The 17,511-nt window shown below is 35.0% G+C and carries 16 protein-coding genes; 3 read left to right on the top strand and 13 right to left on the bottom strand.

The genetic code is table 11. The features are described from left to right. Positions 1–28: 28 nt before the first annotated feature. The 3 genes from LRP83_RS15815 to LRP83_RS15805 all read right to left on the bottom strand — a co-directional run bounded on the left by LRP83_RS15815 (position 29) and on the right by LRP83_RS15805 (position 3,747). Complete coding sequence (locus LRP83_RS15815) at positions 29–691, bottom strand: DUF2848 family protein (protein WP_230497656.1); 663 nt, start codon at positions 689–691, stop codon at positions 29–31. A gap of 175 nt (positions 692–866) precedes the next feature. Next, positions 867–2,540, bottom strand: a complete 1,674-nt coding sequence (locus tag LRP83_RS15810) for a M20/M25/M40 family metallo-hydrolase (protein WP_230497655.1) — start codon at positions 2,538–2,540, stop codon at positions 867–869. Positions 2,541–2,580: 40 nt separating this feature from the next. Beyond that, positions 2,581–3,747 carry an aminotransferase A gene (locus LRP83_RS15805; protein WP_230497654.1) on the bottom strand — a complete coding sequence of 389 codons (1,167 nt, stop codon included), beginning with the start codon at positions 3,745–3,747 and terminating at the stop codon, positions 2,581–2,583. Positions 3,748–4,125: 378 nt separating this feature from the next. On the opposite strand from LRP83_RS15805, the gene LRP83_RS15800 reads away from it, so the two are divergent. Beyond that, on the top strand, positions 4,126–4,776 hold the full coding sequence (locus tag LRP83_RS15800) for a GntR family transcriptional regulator (protein WP_230497653.1): 651 nt from the start codon (positions 4,126–4,128) through the stop codon (positions 4,774–4,776). Positions 4,777–5,086: 310 nt separating this feature from the next. On the opposite strand, the gene LRP83_RS15795 is transcribed toward LRP83_RS15800, so the two are convergent. The 7 genes from LRP83_RS15795 to LRP83_RS15765 form a co-directional block, all read right to left on the bottom strand. Continuing rightward, positions 5,087–5,635 (bottom strand): NADPH-dependent FMN reductase, encoded by a 549-nt coding sequence (locus LRP83_RS15795; RefSeq protein WP_230497652.1) that lies wholly within the window; start codon positions 5,633–5,635, stop codon positions 5,087–5,089. Next, positions 5,635–6,066 carry a MarR family winged helix-turn-helix transcriptional regulator gene (locus tag LRP83_RS15790; protein WP_230497651.1) on the bottom strand — a complete coding sequence of 144 codons (432 nt, stop codon included), beginning with the start codon at positions 6,064–6,066 and terminating at the stop codon, positions 5,635–5,637. Before LRP83_RS15790 ends, LRP83_RS15795 begins: the two co-directional genes overlap by 1 nt. A gap of 551 nt (positions 6,067–6,617) precedes the next feature. Beyond that, positions 6,618–7,127, bottom strand: a complete 510-nt coding sequence (locus LRP83_RS15785) for a hypothetical protein (RefSeq protein WP_230497650.1) — start codon at positions 7,125–7,127, stop codon at positions 6,618–6,620. Between the two features lie 54 nt (positions 7,128–7,181). Continuing rightward, positions 7,182–8,240: a GGDEF domain-containing protein gene (locus LRP83_RS15780; protein ID WP_230497649.1), complete on the bottom strand. Its 1,059-nt coding sequence runs from the start codon at positions 8,238–8,240 to the stop codon at positions 7,182–7,184. Between the two features lie 183 nt (positions 8,241–8,423). Continuing rightward, positions 8,424–8,864, bottom strand: coding sequence for a DMT family transporter (locus LRP83_RS15775; RefSeq protein WP_230497648.1), 441 nt, complete (start codon positions 8,862–8,864; stop codon positions 8,424–8,426). Positions 8,865–9,107: 243 nt separating this feature from the next. Next, positions 9,108–10,250 (bottom strand): PstS family phosphate ABC transporter substrate-binding protein, encoded by a 1,143-nt coding sequence (locus LRP83_RS15770; protein WP_230497647.1) that lies wholly within the window; start codon positions 10,248–10,250, stop codon positions 9,108–9,110. Between the two features lie 56 nt (positions 10,251–10,306). Further along, positions 10,307–11,089, bottom strand: a complete 783-nt coding sequence (locus LRP83_RS15765) for a GNAT family N-acetyltransferase (RefSeq protein ID WP_230497646.1) — start codon at positions 11,087–11,089, stop codon at positions 10,307–10,309. Between the two features lie 540 nt (positions 11,090–11,629). Here LRP83_RS15765 and LRP83_RS15760 point away from each other — a divergent pair. Continuing rightward, entirely contained in the window at positions 11,630–12,364 is a 735-nt protein-coding gene (locus LRP83_RS15760) for a YqcI/YcgG family protein (protein ID WP_230497701.1), read from the top strand. 43 nt (positions 12,365–12,407) lie between these two features. Here the strand turns inward: LRP83_RS15760 and LRP83_RS15755 are convergent, their stop codons facing one another. The 3 genes from LRP83_RS15755 to LRP83_RS15745 form a co-directional block, all read right to left on the bottom strand. After that, positions 12,408–12,995, bottom strand: coding sequence for a cysteine hydrolase family protein (locus LRP83_RS15755; protein ID WP_230497645.1), 588 nt, complete (start codon positions 12,993–12,995; stop codon positions 12,408–12,410). 245 nt (positions 12,996–13,240) lie between these two features. Then, a complete protein-coding gene (locus LRP83_RS15750) occupies positions 13,241–14,509 on the bottom strand; it encodes an MFS transporter (RefSeq protein ID WP_230497644.1) in 1,269 nt (422 codons plus the stop codon). Between the two features lie 399 nt (positions 14,510–14,908). Further along, positions 14,909–15,571 carry a DNA-binding response regulator gene (locus LRP83_RS15745; protein ID WP_230497643.1) on the bottom strand — a complete coding sequence of 221 codons (663 nt, stop codon included), beginning with the start codon at positions 15,569–15,571 and terminating at the stop codon, positions 14,909–14,911. Between the two features lie 866 nt (positions 15,572–16,437). Here LRP83_RS15745 and LRP83_RS15740 point away from each other — a divergent pair. Continuing rightward, positions 16,438–17,265: an alpha/beta fold hydrolase gene (locus tag LRP83_RS15740; RefSeq protein ID WP_230497642.1), complete on the top strand. Its 828-nt coding sequence runs from the start codon at positions 16,438–16,440 to the stop codon at positions 17,263–17,265. The last annotated feature ends 246 nt before the right edge of the window (positions 17,266–17,511 follow it).

Raw genomic sequence — 17,511 nt, 5'->3', positions numbered from 1 at the left:
GATCTGATTTGCACTATAACATTATTTTTTATAATATTTTAATGGAATACTCTGAACTGATTTTCCTGTTTTTAACTGGATCAAATAAGGAGTATTTAAAATGTTCTCCATACCTGAACCCGTCTAGAGTTGGTATACTACCAGAAAAAATAACACAGTCAAAATCTGATATTTTTTTATGATAAAAGTCCTCTACTGATTGAATAATATTCTCAGGGCGAATCATGACTTCTGCAATATTTTTTTGGTAAAGTTCTTCTACTCCGTTAACAATGTATCTTGATTCCAAAACTACTTTATCCCAATGATCTTTCACTTCACTCCATTTCCATACCTCATTACACATATGTTTAGCACACAACTGTTTCGATTTATGAATATTTAAAGACTCTATATTTTTATCAGCATGATCGCTGCCAACCCCAATATAAATATCTCCATTTAAAGAAATAATTAAATATTCTACTTCGCCGTTCGTATCATTTCCTACTACAAATATTTCCTCTTTAGTTGTCAAAAGTTCAACTGCTAAAGGATATGTCATTGGTGTTTTATCCGGAATAACACCGCCGATTTTTCTTAATGCTACAAATAGTTCATTTATTACCTTCTCATCTCTAGGGGTAAATCCCATAACAATCAGGTTTTTGGGTTCATAAACAATTAATTTATCACCATATTTAAGCTCCATTATTCCCTCCTTGTATCTAATACTAGTTTCGTAATTTTTAGATTATTAATAATAATGAACAAGTTTAAAAATAGGGATTATTCGGAAAATTATATACCTGCTTATGCCATTTCTATTTAAGGAAAAAAATTGTCTAATTAGTTTTTAATAAAATAATAGATAATAATCGAGTATTTTACACTAATACTTTATCACTATTTTTTAACAGCTGAAGGGTTACTTTTTGAATAAGTCTAGGTAAGACGTTAAACGTATAAGGTTTATATACCCGTTCGGTCCACTTATGTCCGTCTTTTCCATAGACTCCTATATTAATAGACGGAATATTAAGATTTCTAATTTCATTAATAGGCAATGGATAGATAGAATCCCATTCTGGGAAATTATTTACTAATGAAAGAATCTCCTCATCGGTTTCATGCAAGGATAAAAAACTACCATCTGCCAAATAAGGGAAGAATTTTTTTAATAAGAATTTCTCGTTTGTCTCTTCTGCCATTTCATTCAAAATTTCTTTTAGCACTTCTTCCAATTTCGCATCCCTTTCGATCTCAGGATTTAAATAGTTATGTGGAAGATAAGGTGGTGCAAAGAAGATAATCACCATCGGTTTTTTATTCGAATCAAGTTCTTGCAATGCTTCTACCAACTTGAAACAAAGCATTCTTGGCTCCATATTCTTATTCTCATCGAGCACCTTCCTTGTAACTTCAGAAGTAGGAATACCGATACTTTCTAACTCATTGATATAATCAGATAAGCTCGTTATTTCAATGTTCCAAGATAATGTTTTTGGAGGTAAACCTATTCGCTCTAGAAAGTCGAGATAGTGCTTTTTAAGAACTTGTTCCGTTTCCTTGCAGGCATCCACTGTCACACCCAAAAGCTTTTCCATGATTTCTTTCGTAGTTGCTTTATAAATAAAGTAATTAAAATATAGGTAACTACTTGTTGCCGTTTGTACATTGTAAAACTCTTTTGTGTCTCGCTGATACAAACAAGTAGGTGGAAGAACCAACTCACCCTCAATATTTTCGGCCAGTTCTAGGTTATTATGGACACGCCTCGTTATTTCACTGGCGATAAAGTTCGGATCAATACCTGTTAACGTATCACCAACATGGGCTTCTCGGCCATAAATATAGAAACATGGCAGTAGCTTTCCAGCTGTCCCCGTGTAGATATAGCGGTGGGGGTCATTATCATATAAAGGGGTAATAAAGTCATCATTAATGGCTGCAATAAAAGACAACCCATCTTCCTCATTCAATCGATTCAACTCAGTTATAGCAGATATAATTCCTTTATGCTGACTCTCTTCATCAGGATTTACCATTAACAAAATATTACCTGCTAATTCTTCTGGATATTCAGAGAAATGGAGAACATTAGCAAGATGAACGGCAATCCCGCTTTTCATATCAAGGGCTCCTCTTCCAAATAGCCATTCTCCCGACTGGGCATCTTTTTGTACATCTTTGTCAAATTCATACCTTTTGAAAAAATCCTCTAGTGCATCTGGAGTCAACGCATCTTTTTTAATACTACTAAAATCTTCAATTCCTACTGTATCCAAATGGGAATGGAAAATAATAGTTTCTTTCTTCTCAGACTTCCCTTTGACTATAGCAAATATATTCTTCCGTCCTAGTGGATCATTCGGAATAAGCTGTTCCCATATTTGGCATGGGTTTTGTTGAAAATATGGAAAACTTAAAAGTGTTTCTTTTATAAAGTTCGCCACTTCCACCTCACCAATGGTTCCATTAATACTTTTAATACTAACAAGAGCTCGAGTAAACGCTTCCACTTTTTCAGAAGTTGCCATTTTGTAAATTTTATTGTACATAAAATTCCCCCTTGTTATTTCCCTTTTTACTGGTGTGAATTTATTGGCTTACTAAATTAGAATGGATAAATCGTTCCATTCGGTTTAATCCTTCTTCGAGCATTTCAATTGAAGCTGCAAATGACATTCTTATGTAACCTTCTCCCCCACCTGAAAACGAATCCCCGGGGACAACGGCCACACCTGCCTCTTTGAGCAACCTTAGTGAAAAGTCAAATGAAGTCATTTTTGTATGTTTAATCGAGGGGAATACATAAAAGGCCCCATCTGGCTTATCTATTTCTAACCCCATGCTAATAAGTCGCTCACAGACGTAATCTCTTCTTTTTCTATATTCGACAACCATTTCAACTGGATCGTCCATTCCATTGGTTAGAGCTTCTATGGCTGCATGCTGGCTCACTGTACTTGCACAAACTGAATTGTAAAGATGAACTTTTAGCATTTCACTAGATAGATAGGAAGGAGCGAAAGTAAAACCAATTCTCCATCCCGTCATGGCATGTGATTTCGCAAGTCCATTTACAACAATGGTTTTCTCCCGCATGCCTGGAACAGAAGCAATAGAGAAGTGCTGATTATCATAAGTCAATTCACTATAGATTTCATCCGAAACAATAAAGATCTTCTTATCTCTTACTACATCAGCAATCTTAATAATCTCTTCTTTGCTTAACATACTCCCTGTAGGATTGGAAGGTGAGCAAAGGACGATGCATCGTGTTCTATCCGAGAGTTTACTCATGATCATCTCCGCAGTTAGTTGGAAAGAATTTTGTGATGTGTCAACGTAAACTGGAATAGCTCCACATAAAGTGATTAGCGGTTCATACCCAGGATAAATAGGCGCTGGGAGAATTACTTCGCTCCCCTCTTGTAGAATGCTCCGAAAGGCAATATCAATTGCTTCAGTCGCACCGTTAGTTACGATAATTTCATCCACAGGATTGTATGAGAGCTTATATTTTTGAAATACATAATCAGCAGCAACTTCTCTAAGTTTTAATAACCCAGCATTATGCGTATAAGATGTTTGGTCTCTCCTTATAGCTAAGATTGCTGCTTCTTTAATATGATTAGGTGTCGGAAAATCAGGTTGGCCAAGAGTTAGATTGATTGCATTAGGATAATCGACAACCATATTGGAAAATTTTCTTATGCCAGGAACCTGAATAATAGAGACATATCTATTTATCAGATTTTCCATTTGCTCATCCCCTTTAATTTTTCTGTAAATGAATTAAAAAAATTTAAGAAAATACATTCACTAGGTCAGATAGGTTAATCGATTGAGTACTCTCTTCACGATTAGGTCTTGAAATGGTTGAATTTACGAATTTCATGGCGTTCCTCCCTTCTTTTAATATCAGACCGTTACCTAATTCGTATGTTAAGACACATTCATGTTGTATACTACATGTATACAACAGAAAAATATGAGTTGTCAATAGATTCTGAATATTTATTATTATCTGAGTGTCCGATATAATAAAATATACTTACATGAAGAATGGTATAATTTATAGTTAATATTAATTTATTAATAATATCGTATGGCATTAATTACATTAAAGGGATAGATAAAATGAACTTAAAAAAACCAAACAAAACATTTCTAAAAGATCAAGCTTATGAAAAAATCAAAAAACTCATTGTGAATGGAGATTTGGTACCAGGAGAATTTCTTTCTGAAGGTTTTCTTAGTGAGCAGTTGGAAATGAGCCGTACTCCTATCCGATCCGCCCTTCAACGTTTAGAACTTGATGGGATTTTACGTATTCACCCAAAGCAGGGTATCTATATATGTGATATCTCTGTAAAACAAATCAATGAAGTGTATGAGATAAGAATGGCGCTTGAATCATTTGCATTACGTAAACTTTCAAAAAATATAAAAAAACAGCAACTTGTAGAACTGCACGACATCTTAATAAAGCAATACGAGTATGTAAAAAGTGAAGATACCAATTTGTCACTTGAATATGATATGATGTTCCACCTCAAATTAATGGAGTTCATTGAAAATGAGCAGATGCTAGAAATGTTTAAAAGTATAAGAGACAAATTAAAATTTTATGGAAATGAAGTCTTAAAGAAAAAAGAGATTCGATTAAGGCAAACCTATGAGGAACATTTATCGATTTTAGAAGAGCTAGAAAAAGGTAATGCTGAGGAAGTTGTACAGAAAATAGAAGAACATTTACAAAATGGTAGACGAACACTTTTAGAATCCTAATTAGTTGATAATTATTAAGGTTGGGCGGAAGAAGGAAGTAGCTATGCATAGATTATTTGCATTCTTCCGTTTATTTAACAAATTGTTTGCAATTGTATTTCTTTCGATATGATATTACTGTAAATTACCACTATGCTTAAGACTTAACATATCAAGAAATGCTGTTTATGATAGAATATTTTTTGAAATACAAATAGAGCCTAAATATACAAAAATGCATGAAATATTGTATATTTTTCGGCTCTATGATTTTTTTATTTCAATTTATGTTTAAGCTATTAATAGTTTAAAGTATCGGCCCCTTGTTTATCTATACTAACTTTACAAAATCAACAAACGCTTCTACTTTACTATCCAAGAAATTAAGCGTTCCTTCCTCGACTAATTGATGTGTTTGTTCATCGAATTTTTGATTTGCAAAACCAATTAGGACCTCATTTCCTCCTGGTGGAAGTATCTTAGCCTGAATACCCGGGGATACTAATATTTCTCGTAAATGCATTTGAGCACGAACGGTTCCCAGCATTCCCATGGTTGCGCCAAGTGTCATTACTGGTTTACCGATGAATACTTTGTCCACCCTAGAAGCCCAATCTAAAGCGTTCTTTAAAACACCAGGTACAGACCAATTATATTCTGGCGTAATAATCATAACCCCATCAGCATTTGCAATCGCATCTTTAAACTCCTTTACAGGTTGCGGTGGGTTGTTTTCTTCGTCTTGGTCAAAATGAGGCAAAGAACCGATGTCGGCAATTTTAATATTTAATTTCCCCTTATATCGTTCTTGCATTGTTTTAGCTAATTGCATATTATATGAATCTTTTCTTAAACTTCCTACGATTGCAACGATGTTCACTACTCATTACCTCCTAAAGAATTGTTAATCATTTTTGAAATCAAATTTTGTAACTCAACTAATTGTTCCTCAGATATTCCATTTATAACAGTTTGATGGGTTTTTCTAAGAACAGGTAATACCAAACTCTCAAGGTGTTTGCCCTCTTCAGTTAAGTGAACTTTAAAGGTTCGTTTGTCTGAAGGGTCATCTTCCTTTGTGATGTATCCTTTCTTTTCCAAACTGGCAATCATTCGTGCAATGTTGGCTTTATCTTTATTCAGTTTAAAAGAAAATTCGTTTGGTGAAATTCCATCTTTCTTCCAAAGCATCAACATGATTAAATTTTGTTCTGGAGCAAGATGAAAAGGTTCTAACTGTTTCTTTACATAATTTGAAATGTTTAAATGTGCATTACGAACCAAAATTCCAATATTCTCTTCTAAATTCAAAAGGTTTTCACCTTCCTCACACTCGTTGATTACACAACGTTGATATATCAACAATAGAATATTTTACAATCATTGTCAAATATCACCGTGTATTAGCTTGAGATCATGGGTGTCAGACCACGCGAATCTAGCTCTTTTTTGCTAAATCGACTGTCATTCTATTGTGGATAATCACTTTTATTACGTAAGAAGCGCAACGAACAGGATAACGAATGTCACTAATACATCTAGTAAGCTATGCAACCTAGCACACACTTCTTGAAAAAATAAATGAACCATCTGTCATTAACAATAAATGACAGATGGTTCATTTTCAGGATTTTTTTTCCATTTTTAAAAAAATCCACAGAAATCATTTTCATCAACTGATTAATCAATTGGTTACTCGTTGCATCGGATCAATTTACTGTATATAAACGCAACCTACGCAGAAGAGGTTTAATAATTGAATTACAACAGGAAAAAGTGATTAAGTAAACAAAGCATTCTAACTAACCGAACATTCAACAACCAAATTATCAAAAATAAAAGCTAATCAACTTTGCTTAACTTTATTTCATAGAATTGTTATCAAGTCTAAAAAAATTCACTTTGTTATCAAATAGCCAAAATTCTAAGGATAGGTTTCTTTTTTTATCGACATAACCGATAATATCTGCACCTTGCTCTGTTCGAAAATAGTTATTTTTTCCGTATGCTTGTTCAATAGCCTTTTTACCATCGTACATTTTTATTCCTTTAGCAGTTTTAAAATCGCTGTCAGTTACAACAAACCTTGTAATTTTGCCTTTGTTATTTACTGCTACCTCAATTCCATTACTTAGCTTAAAATAATCGTAGTTTTTGACATCACGACTTTGTTTTGTTTTATCCCCATATTTTTCTGATAATTTATTGCTGTAAAAGTCATCATTTACAGATAAGCCATCAACCTTCTCATGGCCTAAATTTGTGTTACTAGTAATCAAATGATGATAGGAACGAGGGAAGGTTTGGTCTAATGTAAAGACAGATAGCAAAAGAATAATCCCAATCAAAGCTACAACAATTATTCGTTTCATATAAAACTCCTTTATAAAACCAATCATTGGATGGATGGTTTCCTTTTTCTTGTTCTACCCCACATTCGAATAGACAATTTGGTTTCTTCCTTTGTCCTTCGCCTGATAAAGTAGTTTATCAACTTTACCCACTAATATATTTGGCTCTTCACCGTTTTGTTTACAACTTCCAAAGCTCATTGTGACAGAAAAGGGTTTACCTTCACTGTAAAAGATATGATTGGAAACCGATTGTTTGATTTCAACTAAAAGCTTGTTCACCTCATAGTGTTCATTCGTGTAAAGAATGAGAGCAAACTCTTCCCCCCCATATCGGAAAACTTCCCCCTGTTTTTCTGGAATAATCGAAGAAATAATAGCCCCAATCTGACGTAATACTTTATCTCCGATTACATGTCCATATTGATCATTAATGGATTTAAACTTATCAATATCAGTCAGGACAAGGTAAAAATCTATACCGTTTTCTAAATCTTTTCGTAAATATTCCTGGAATGAGCGGTGATTAAGTAAATTCGTCAGATAATCACGACTTGCAGCTTCCGCTAGTAAGTTTTTTTCTGAATGATGGTTTCTTTCTCTTGAAACAATAATGCCCCCTAAACCACCAATCAGAATCAAAAAGAAAACTTGACTACAATAAATCATAAAACTATATAAAGAGTAGACATCTGAAACTTGAATGAAAAAAATAATCGAGTAGATCAAAATAAATAAAATGGCTGTGATGATCCCACCAATAAATCTCCAATAAACAGCTACATGTAAAATGATTAAATAAGCCAGTGGTAGCAACGGACTTTCGACTCCACCAGTTAAAGGGACAAGTGCAGAAAAGGCAATAAGGTCAAACCCTGGTCCACCTTTAGTCATGATAGTATACATCTTTGACCCTTCAGGTGACTTATGTAGGTAATAATCAGAAATGCCCATATATAAAAATCCAAAGATAACTAATGATAGGAATAGGTTTAGTTTTAACTGATTTGGATTTTCAACATATTGAATCGTGAAAACACTAATTGATATGACTAAAAAAAACCAGCGCAATGAAGAAAAAATGACTTCAAGTGCATGGTCGGACTGGTAAGCAGTTCTTAAAAAATTCTTCATTTCGTCCACATCCACTTAAATAATTTCTATTAATCTTAATTATAATCGATAAGGTGCAGTAATCTAGTAAAATTTGTTAAAAATGATTAACTTATATTCAAACCAACTACTATTCTATATCAACCATATGTGATAAAAAGAAGAACAGCCTATAGCTAGGACTGTTCACATATTGTTTCAAAACTATTTTTTTATATATAAAATTATAGAAAATAACAGCAACACGATGGCAATCATTTTTTGTTTGTCAATGGGAAGACGATTTCCTCCAAATAAGCCAAAATGATCAATCACTGCTCCAAGGATAATCTGCCCAACAATGACCGCAATTAGAGTGGTTGAGACCCCAATCTTTGGAACGACTAAAACCTGAACAATGACGAAAAAAGCCCCGAGCAGACCACCTATTAATTGCCATTTCGGAACTGTACCAATCGCAGAAATATTACCTGTACCAAAAAATAGTAAAATAAATAATAATGCTAATGATCCTACTGTAAAACTGATAAACGAACCCTCTATAACACCAACCTTTTTACCTAAGCCACCATTAATTTGACCTTGTATCGCGACCGCCATACCACCCAATACAGCCAACAATGGAAATAGAATCTTTAAAATCATCTGTTTGCTCCTTACATAAAATCCTAAATAGGACTTTTCTCTTCTATTTCTTCCCTCATCTATAAAATATTCTACCATCAGCCTTACTTGTCCAGGGAGTATAAGGTTCTAACACTACACTCTTATCCATTTATTTTACTAGATTTTACAGATTGTGCCAATATAATAATAAAAGGCAATAACCATTAATAAAAATGGTACGGTACTTCCGTTTCATTTGAAGCGGAAGACCGTACCCATTCCTCATAGAGGTACATATCCGGTACGTTCAACGATTTTTTGTCCTTGTTCGGATTGCATCCATTTGATGAATGCTTCGATATAAGGATTTTCACTTCCTGCCGTTATCGCATAGAACTCCGCAACGATTGGATAAGTATCATTTTTAATTGTTTCCTCTGTAGGTAGAATCCCGTTTATTGCGATATTTTTAATTTTTCCATTTTGAACCATTTCCTGTGAAAAATGTCTGAATGAATAGCCAATCGCATTTGTTCTGTTTTTATAATTGGTGGTTTCTTTAATGATACCCCCCATTGCCGACACAATATCTTCAGAAGGAGGGTGCATCAAGGGAATACCATTCATGACCTTGATCAAGGCAGATTGACTACCGCTTCCTTCTGGCCGCTGAAAGGCGCGGATTTTTTCATTTTCTCCTCCAACCTCATTCCAATTCGAGATTTCTCCTGCATATATTCCTTGAATCTGTTTAATTGTTAATTCCTTAACCGGATTTTTAGAATGAACAAAGAATACAAATGCCTCTCGACCAATGGGAGTTAAGGTTAATTCACGGCCAACGCTCTCAGCAGTCTTCATCTGTTTATCTGATGGATGTGGCATAAAAACAATATCCACATTTCCTTTTAGTAGACGATCAAACGCTTCACCTGTCTGACTAGAAACAACCTCGCTGTCATATAACGGATAGTCTTTTTCAGGGTAAACAGCTTGAGCAAATGCAGAATATACAGGGTATAAAGCGGTTGAACCATCTAAAGTTGGCAGATTGTCTTTAATTTTAAAAATGGAAGCCTCTTCTAATGAAACCGCTTTTGTATCCTCAGCAAAAGGAAGATACTCAGACAAATCTACGTCCTGCGTACTTACTACCTCTAAGCTTTTCAAATATGCTTGGTACCCCTCATAGCCTATCACCGATAATGTACTTAAAGTAAAAAATATGAATAAGCACTTACTAACTATTCTATTTTTAAATTTTCCATAGATAGCTAGAATAATCATCGTGATCAAACCTACTGTAATGACGGGAACAAAAATGCGATAAAACTCCGCATCCCTCGAAAACGAGGCGATGATAAAAGCTACAAACCCAACAAAACTAAAACCAATAATGGTGACGATAGAAACAAATAGTCTCATAATTCCCCCTCCGAACTTGTAATCGCATCCTTTATAGTGTAATTTTACACCACTTCTCAGTCTCTTCCAACTTGAAAATTTAATAATCTAGTTTTCGAAACCATCCCCGCACTTTCGAGAGTTAATTTTGAGTTTGTGTTGTAGTACCAACAACCACAAATCGGTGTTATTTGATTTTGATAGCACCACTCTTTTAAGCGATAAATGATTGTTCGACCAATCCCTTGCTTTCGAAACGCCTCATTTACAAACATACCTACACTTGCATAACCACATTGTAATCGACTTATTTCAATAATCCCTACACCTAATAGTTGGTGGTCATTCATAAAAACAAACATTTCACCCGCTTCAATTCTCTCATCTAATCGATCAAAAAAGTCCTGACTCACATCGATTATTTGCTGGGCATCAACTTGTTCTGCTTTTCTTAATTGACCATTTTGAAATAATTTATCTTCTGAAACAGGTACTTGGCTATCTTGAAAAAAGTACGCTTGTTTCGTCATTTTGAAATCTTGATCCAACACGGTACTTAACATAAACTCATCGCAAGTCGGCACAAATATAGAAGATACCGGGTGGCTAGCTAGTACTTGTTTTAACACTTCCTGACTCTTACTATACATCGATGCCTTTAGGAAAAATTGAGTAAGCAACTCATTTTTAAAGATAGCATAATAACCTACTGCCTCTTCGTTATCCTTGATCAAATAGAACTTAGAGCTTACAATATGTTCCTCTAAAAAGGAATCAAAGGGGGATTGTAACATAGAGACATATTCTTGAATTAACTCTTTACAATCTTCTATGTTACAGGGTTTAAAGTGGTAGTTCATTTTTCTACTTCTCTCCTTTTTAATCTAAAGCGGTTACGTTTATTTGGGTAAATCCCCTATGTACGCCTCAAATTAACTTTATATCACCTAATTTTTGCTACCAATCATTTCCTTCTACTATCCTTATTTTTTAAGTTCTACAAAAAAGCCATACTTCCTGCTTTAGGAAATATGGCCACCATTAGATTTTTTAAAACGATTGAAAATATCGGCTATTAACGGGAACGATTAGACCCTATTCGTTACCGTTTTCTTGCTTTTTGACTGTTTACGGTAACGATTAGCATCTATTCGTTACCGTTTTCAAGCTTTTTCACAGTTAACTGGAACGATTAGCTTAATAGCTTGTTAAAAAAGTAAATTGGAAGCAAGGATGGATTCTCAAGATTCCTGTTTTATTTTGAAGTCCCCCTATCTCAGCAGTTCCGCAGCATTCTAGAAACTTGCTGCCCAATTCACCAGAGTCTAATCACCTAGGAGGGTTCCCTGTGAATATACTGTATGAGCCTTTGGGAGGTGTTGAAAATTAAAGACCTGTTTATGAACGAACCGTCTAACAAAATTCAATTACAACAATGGGAAAGACATGCGTTAGAAAAGTTTGAAGCAAAAATGAAAGATAAAGAACATCCATTTCCTTGTATACCTGCTACTCAAGGATTTTCATTGAACCACCTACGATATGGGTTTCTAGGAGATCCACGAAATGACTCCTCGATAATGGAGCTCGCTCAGCTTTTATCAGCCTATACCAATCATTCTCAAGAGTATGGAGATTATACCTCTCTCATTGTATTTTTCGAGACTCCTAGTGATCTACAAAAGAACTATACTGTGGAACAATTTGAACAGATTTTCTGGAGACATCTTAGTGGAATTGCTGAATTGGACCAAGTAAAATGGCCAAACCACATTCCAACAGATCCGCATAAACCGCTTTGGGAGTTTTGTTATCACGGGGAACAGTATTTTATGTACTGCGCCACTCCTTCCCACAAAAATAGAAAAAGCAGACATTTTGATGTCTATATGTTAGCTATTACGCCAAGATGGGTTTTAACCGAATTTGGTAAATCGGAAGAATACGCTAAAAAGATTCGAAAACATGTTCGAAAGAGACTTGAACTTTATGACTCTATAAACATTCATCCCGATTTGAATACGTATGGTAAAGATGATAATTATGAATGGAAGCAGTATTTTCTTCACGATGATGAAACTGCTTTATCCAAATGCCCCTTCCATCAAATGATGAATACTCAGAAGAAAAATTGATAATAAAACAGCGCTGGTGCTTCCAGCGCTGTTTATGATTGATTTACTGAGATTGTGAATTTAGTTGCTGCAGTTGGGTCAATACTTCTTGTGTCTTAACGATCGTCGCAAATTCTTTATGTAAAGCAGCCACTTCAGATTTTTGCACATCCTCAGGACTATGATACGTTCCATTGTGATCAGTAATCTCATATGCAGCAATTGCATCTTCCACTAGATAGGTATCATACCCTAAATTCCCACTCATCCTAGTCGTCGTCGATACACAATGTTGGGTAGATAATCCTGTTATCACAACCGTTTTCACTTGCTTTTCTTTAAGGTAATTCCCTAATTTTGTCCCAATGAAAGCACTATTTACATTTTTCTGAAAGACAACCTCATGAGGTAAGGGCTTAACAATCTCCTTAAACTCGATACCTAGTTTATTTTGATAGTTTAATGGTGAATTAGGCAACAAGGATAAATGCTGAGAATAAATAATCTCCCATCCTCGTTTTCGCCATTCAGTTAAAAGCTTTAGAATATTCTCCTCTGCCTGGTTATTGTTACGTTTTCCCCAATGTGGATCGTCAAAACCTTTTTGCACGTCTAGAACTAATAAAGCGGGCTGATTAATAATCGTCTTCATGACATTGTCTCCTATCCATTAGAGTATACAAATTAGAATATGTAAAAAACTTACACTTATCCAGAGTGGTCTCATTATTCAATAGGCTAAGGACATACCTTATTTGGGGATTCATTCGTAAACTCTTTTTAACCCCATACTTAAAAGTGTATTATGGCATAAATATTAGGGAGAACCATATTATGGGTCTCCCTAAATCCACATTATCTGAAATACTCTTTCCAAAGGTGAGTACCATTTCACTTTTAATTCAATGAAATAAATTTTTCTCCCTCATTTTCCCTACTTTTACGCTTTTCCTTAAACATACCCACTCCAACCAAACCAATCATGGAGAAAATCACCGGTATAATGAAGCCATAGTAGTATCCCTTACCGATGCTACCTGTACTAAGCTGAAAATAATCCAATACAGCTCCAAACATACTTGGCAGCAATACGGCACTCAAGAAGCCGCCGGTATTGGCGAAACCAGAAACAATGCCCGCTTCTTTTATTGGAAACGTTTGACGAACAGCAGCAAAGGTTAAGGCATTTGCCCCATAGGCTAGACCAATAATGAAGAAAAGCATGATCAATAAGATATAGGGTGGATTCCCCTTGAAAAAAAGAAAGACAGACCAAGTCACCAATAGAATAAGATGAACAACGATATAAGGACGTTTTATCATATTTAATCGACTGGAAATCCATCCAGCTAACGGTGCACCAATAAGTGCCCCGATCAATCCAATCATCATGAGCTGACTTGCATCGGAACGTGTCATTCCATACACGTTCATCCCATATGGTACTCCCCACGAACTAATGAATCCAACATACGTCCCAACAATCCCAAAGTGACATAAGAATAAAGCCCATGCTTGCCGATTCGTAAAAATCCTTCGTAATAAAGCCCCTGTTTTTTCACGTACCTTTTCCCTTTTTAAAAAAAGCGTCTGTTTTGGTCTCATTATTAGGACAAAATAAAGCAGTATTGGACATAAGCAAAGCAACAGACCCACTGAAAAAAAGGCTGGCCTCCAGCCAAGCAAGTCAATAAATAAGGCGAAAGGAACGGTTGCTACAAGGAACCCGATGCTTCCAGTCATGGCAGTAACACCGATTAACTTTGTAAATTCCTTCGCATTAAACCATTGGCCCAATATTAACACCATATTAACCCAAATGGTTGCATCCCCCATTCCGGTTAAAATTCTAGCAAAAAATAATACAAATTCATGTGTGCCAAGACTATAAATAATCGTACCTAATCCGGTTAAAAAGGCACCGATAATGAGAAAAAAATTCGGTCCAAAACGATCCGCCATCATCCCCATCGGAATTTGTAAGCTAGTATAGACAAAAAATTGAATACTAGTCAGTAACCCAATAGTGGTAGCTGTTACTTTAAAATCCATCATGATTTGGTCAGTAATCAACCCCGGTGCGGTTCGCTGGCTCGACATTAATACATAAGTAAATAATACAGTGATAAAAACAATCCATCTAAATCTGCTATTTTGTTTGTCCAATAAGATCAACTCCTGTAAGAGTTTATCCTATAATAATATGTTTTTTTATATTTATGGAGCCAGTTTATATCAGGAAAAAGCACCGGTACAGTTCACCGGGATGGATTTAAATGAGGATAATTATGAATGCTTAAATCCTAGCACCAAAAAAACTTGCTTCCATTTAAATATTTATCCTAAGCTTCATTGGGTAACTAGCGGCGAAGGAAAATAGCGGAGGATTTTCCGTTAAATTTAGAATGGAGCCTGTTTTCGGGGAATATAAGGGGAGGTTTTCCGACTATGCAGGACAAAAGCCTCCATTTTCACGCTTTTGATGTCAATAGGCGGAATATCTCCGTCTATTTATGCTATTTTCTATACAATTTACACATTAAGCGAAATTTTTCCGCCTATTTTTCAGATTGGTTGCTTAAGTTGGTCCCCCAAACGATAAGAACGGACCCTCATAATCCCGGATGCGGGGATCAGCATCTTTTTATCGACTAGTTGAGAAAGTACTTTTTTTACCGTCTTGTCACTTATCTTCAAATAGTTTTCTACTTCCCTAGGGGATATGGCTTCTCCTTTACGAATCACTAGCCTAAGCACTTCCTTTTCGGCGAAAGATAGAGAGGTAAAGTCTAGTTCATCACCCACCCATCGGCCAATTACTTGCTGAACGAATTGTTGACATCGACGAGGCTGCTCTTTAACTTGGTCATAAGAAAAGCGGATCACGGTCCAACCGTCAATAACCAACTGATTTTGACGCTCTAGGCTGTCCGAAAATTGCCATCTGCTTATATTCTTAAGATGAGGACCGTACCCGTCGACCTCAAAACATATCCGGATGGCCGGACGAATATAAGCAAAATCCAAATATCTTTTGCCATCCTTGAAATCATCGACTTCATATTCTGGATGAAGATATCTGAAATGATAAAATAATGGCCACCACACTTGCTTCAAAAACAACATTTCAGCCTGGCTATGGCCTTCTTGTAAGCGCCGCAACCGTTCACCAGTTCTTGCTTGTGAGTGAGCATTCATAAAGGTCTGGTATTCTTCTTCAAATCCCAAATCATTTCTCCTCCATTTCTCGTACTATTAAATTTGTTACCTCATAACCTACTTGAATATTGAAATAATCACCTTCAAATGCAAAACTTCTACAACATGGCATTTAATAGCATAAGCATCCATATCGATACCTTGAATGAATGATCTCTATTATTTATTCATTTAAACTTCAGACAGATTCATAAAATTAATGAGTGTTTGCGAGTGAATGAAAAAAGAGTTTAATGCGGCTTCCATTGAAGAATGTAAAAACAAATATAGACTATGCGAAGTATCTACTATAAAAGAATAATTCTTAGAAGAATTTGAGGATAGAACTATCTTTAGTTTATTAAAATTCTAAAAATTTGTAAATTAATTTTCCTTAAATTTTGACAATTTCTTAATTTTTTAAGATAAACAAAAAAATGCTATTATCCAAACACCTCCCTACTTCCAATTGAAAATTAATCCTATCAAACGTGCGAAATTAAAATAAGCGGAGGATTTTCCGTTAAATTTAGAATGGCGCTTGTTTCAGGGAATATAAGGGGAGGTTTTCCGACTATGCAATACAAAAGCCCCTATTTTTCGCGCTTTTTAAGTCAATAAGCGGAATCTCTCCGTCTATTTTTGCTATTTTCTATACAATTTACACATTAAGCGAAATTTTTCCGCCTATTTTTCAGATTGGTTGCTTAAGTTGGTCCCCTAATCCAAGTGCATAGGCTAAAACCCTCATTTACTTATGGAACAAGTTTACAGCGTTGTATCTAAATGATCTAATAAGCAGTTTAAAAAGGGTTTTTTAAACTTTCTACAGAAATATATAGGTGAACCGGCAAAGGGTATTGATAAAAGTGTTATGAATAAGGAGAAATAATCTGATGAATTGCTTAGTTACAAATGGGAATATTTATTATGATATCGTAGGAAGTGGTTTTCCAATATTAATCATCCATTCAATGGGTACAGACCATAGATCTATGAAAACATGGATAGAGCCTATTTTTGAAAACATTCAGGGTTATCAAAGAATTTACATAGATTTACCTGCACACGGCCTAAGTTTCATTGACGAAAATCTAAAGTCTTCTGATGATATACTTTTAAATATTTTAGACTTTATTGATAAAACAATTCCCAACCAAGCATTTTCTCTTATCGGTTTTTCGTTTGGTGGATATTTGGCACAAGGTGTTTTGCACCAAAAACACAAAAAAGTAAAGAGTATTTGTTTACTGGCTACTGCACTTCATTTGAAAGAAAGAAGTCTACCTAAAAAAATTGTTTTTACAAAAGATGAAGCTTTATTAAATGGATTGGACCCTGATATAAGAAAAGCATTTGAAACATTGATAATTTATCAAAATAAAGAGAACCTTAGTTACTTTTTGAACGAAATTCAACCAGGCCGTTTATTAGCCAATAAGAGTTTTCTAATGTCAAATTGGAGAGAAACAGGGTATTTTCTCTCTGAGGAACCATTTAATGATGTAAGTAAGCTTCCACATCCTGCACTAATTATATTAGGAAAACAAGATTCAATCTGTGGATATAAAGATCACTTTTATCTTCTTGAAAAATTCCCAAATGCTACCTTTGCGATTTTAGATCAGGCTGGTCATATGATTCAAATAGAAAAACGTAAAATAGTCCAAGGACTAATTAAAGATTGGTTAATTAGGAGCCATGCAGTTTGCGTATCCAAATAGGAAGTTCAGATTATTAAAAAGCTGCACGAAACCTGCAAAATTAAAATAAGCGGAGGATTTTCCGTTAAATTTAGAATGGAGCCTGTTTCGGGGAATATAAGGGGAGGTTTTCCGACTATGCAAAGCAAAAGCCCCCTTTTTAGCGCTTTTCAAGTCAATAGGCGGAATCTCTCCGTTTATTTTTGCTATTTTCAACACTATTCACTAATTAAACGAACTTTCTCCGTCTATTTATCAGATTGGATG

It is taken from the genome of Pseudoneobacillus rhizosphaerae (assembly GCF_917563885.1).
GTDB classification, from domain to species: domain Bacteria; phylum Bacillota; class Bacilli; order Bacillales; family Cytobacillaceae; genus Pseudoneobacillus; species Pseudoneobacillus rhizosphaerae.
Note: the sequence above shows the minus strand (reverse complement) of the source record. Positions and strands in the feature narration are given on the sequence as shown.

Excerpts from the sequence above, each read along its gene's own strand:
- LRP83_RS15770 (WP_230497647.1), bottom strand. The coding sequence starts at position 10,250 with ATGAGACTATTTGTTTCTATCGTCACCATTATTGGTTTTAGTTTTGTT.
- LRP83_RS15765 (WP_230497646.1), bottom strand. The coding sequence starts at position 11,089 with ATGAACTACCACTTTAAACCCTGTAACATAGAAGATTGTAAAGAGTTA.
- LRP83_RS15755 (WP_230497645.1), bottom strand. The coding sequence starts at position 12,995 with ATGAAGACGATTATTAATCAGCCCGCTTTATTAGTTCTAGACGTGCAA.
- LRP83_RS15740 (WP_230497642.1), top strand. The coding sequence starts at position 16,438 with ATGAATTGCTTAGTTACAAATGGGAATATTTATTATGATATCGTAGGA.
- LRP83_RS15805 (WP_230497654.1), bottom strand. The coding sequence starts at position 3,747 with ATGGAAAATCTGATAAATAGATATGTCTCTATTATTCAGGTTCCTGGC.
- LRP83_RS15785 (WP_230497650.1), bottom strand. The coding sequence starts at position 7,127 with ATGAAACGAATAATTGTTGTAGCTTTGATTGGGATTATTCTTTTGCTA.
- LRP83_RS15815 (WP_230497656.1), bottom strand. The coding sequence starts at position 691 with ATGGAGCTTAAATATGGTGATAAATTAATTGTTTATGAACCCAAAAAC.
- LRP83_RS15800 (WP_230497653.1), top strand. The coding sequence starts at position 4,126 with ATGAACTTAAAAAAACCAAACAAAACATTTCTAAAAGATCAAGCTTAT.
- LRP83_RS15780 (WP_230497649.1), bottom strand. The coding sequence starts at position 8,240 with ATGAAGAATTTTTTAAGAACTGCTTACCAGTCCGACCATGCACTTGAA.
- LRP83_RS15810 (WP_230497655.1), bottom strand. The coding sequence starts at position 2,540 with ATGTACAATAAAATTTACAAAATGGCAACTTCTGAAAAAGTGGAAGCG.
- LRP83_RS15760 (WP_230497701.1), top strand. The coding sequence starts at position 11,630 with ATGAACGAACCGTCTAACAAAATTCAATTACAACAATGGGAAAGACAT.
- LRP83_RS15775 (WP_230497648.1), bottom strand. The coding sequence starts at position 8,864 with ATGATTTTAAAGATTCTATTTCCATTGTTGGCTGTATTGGGTGGTATG.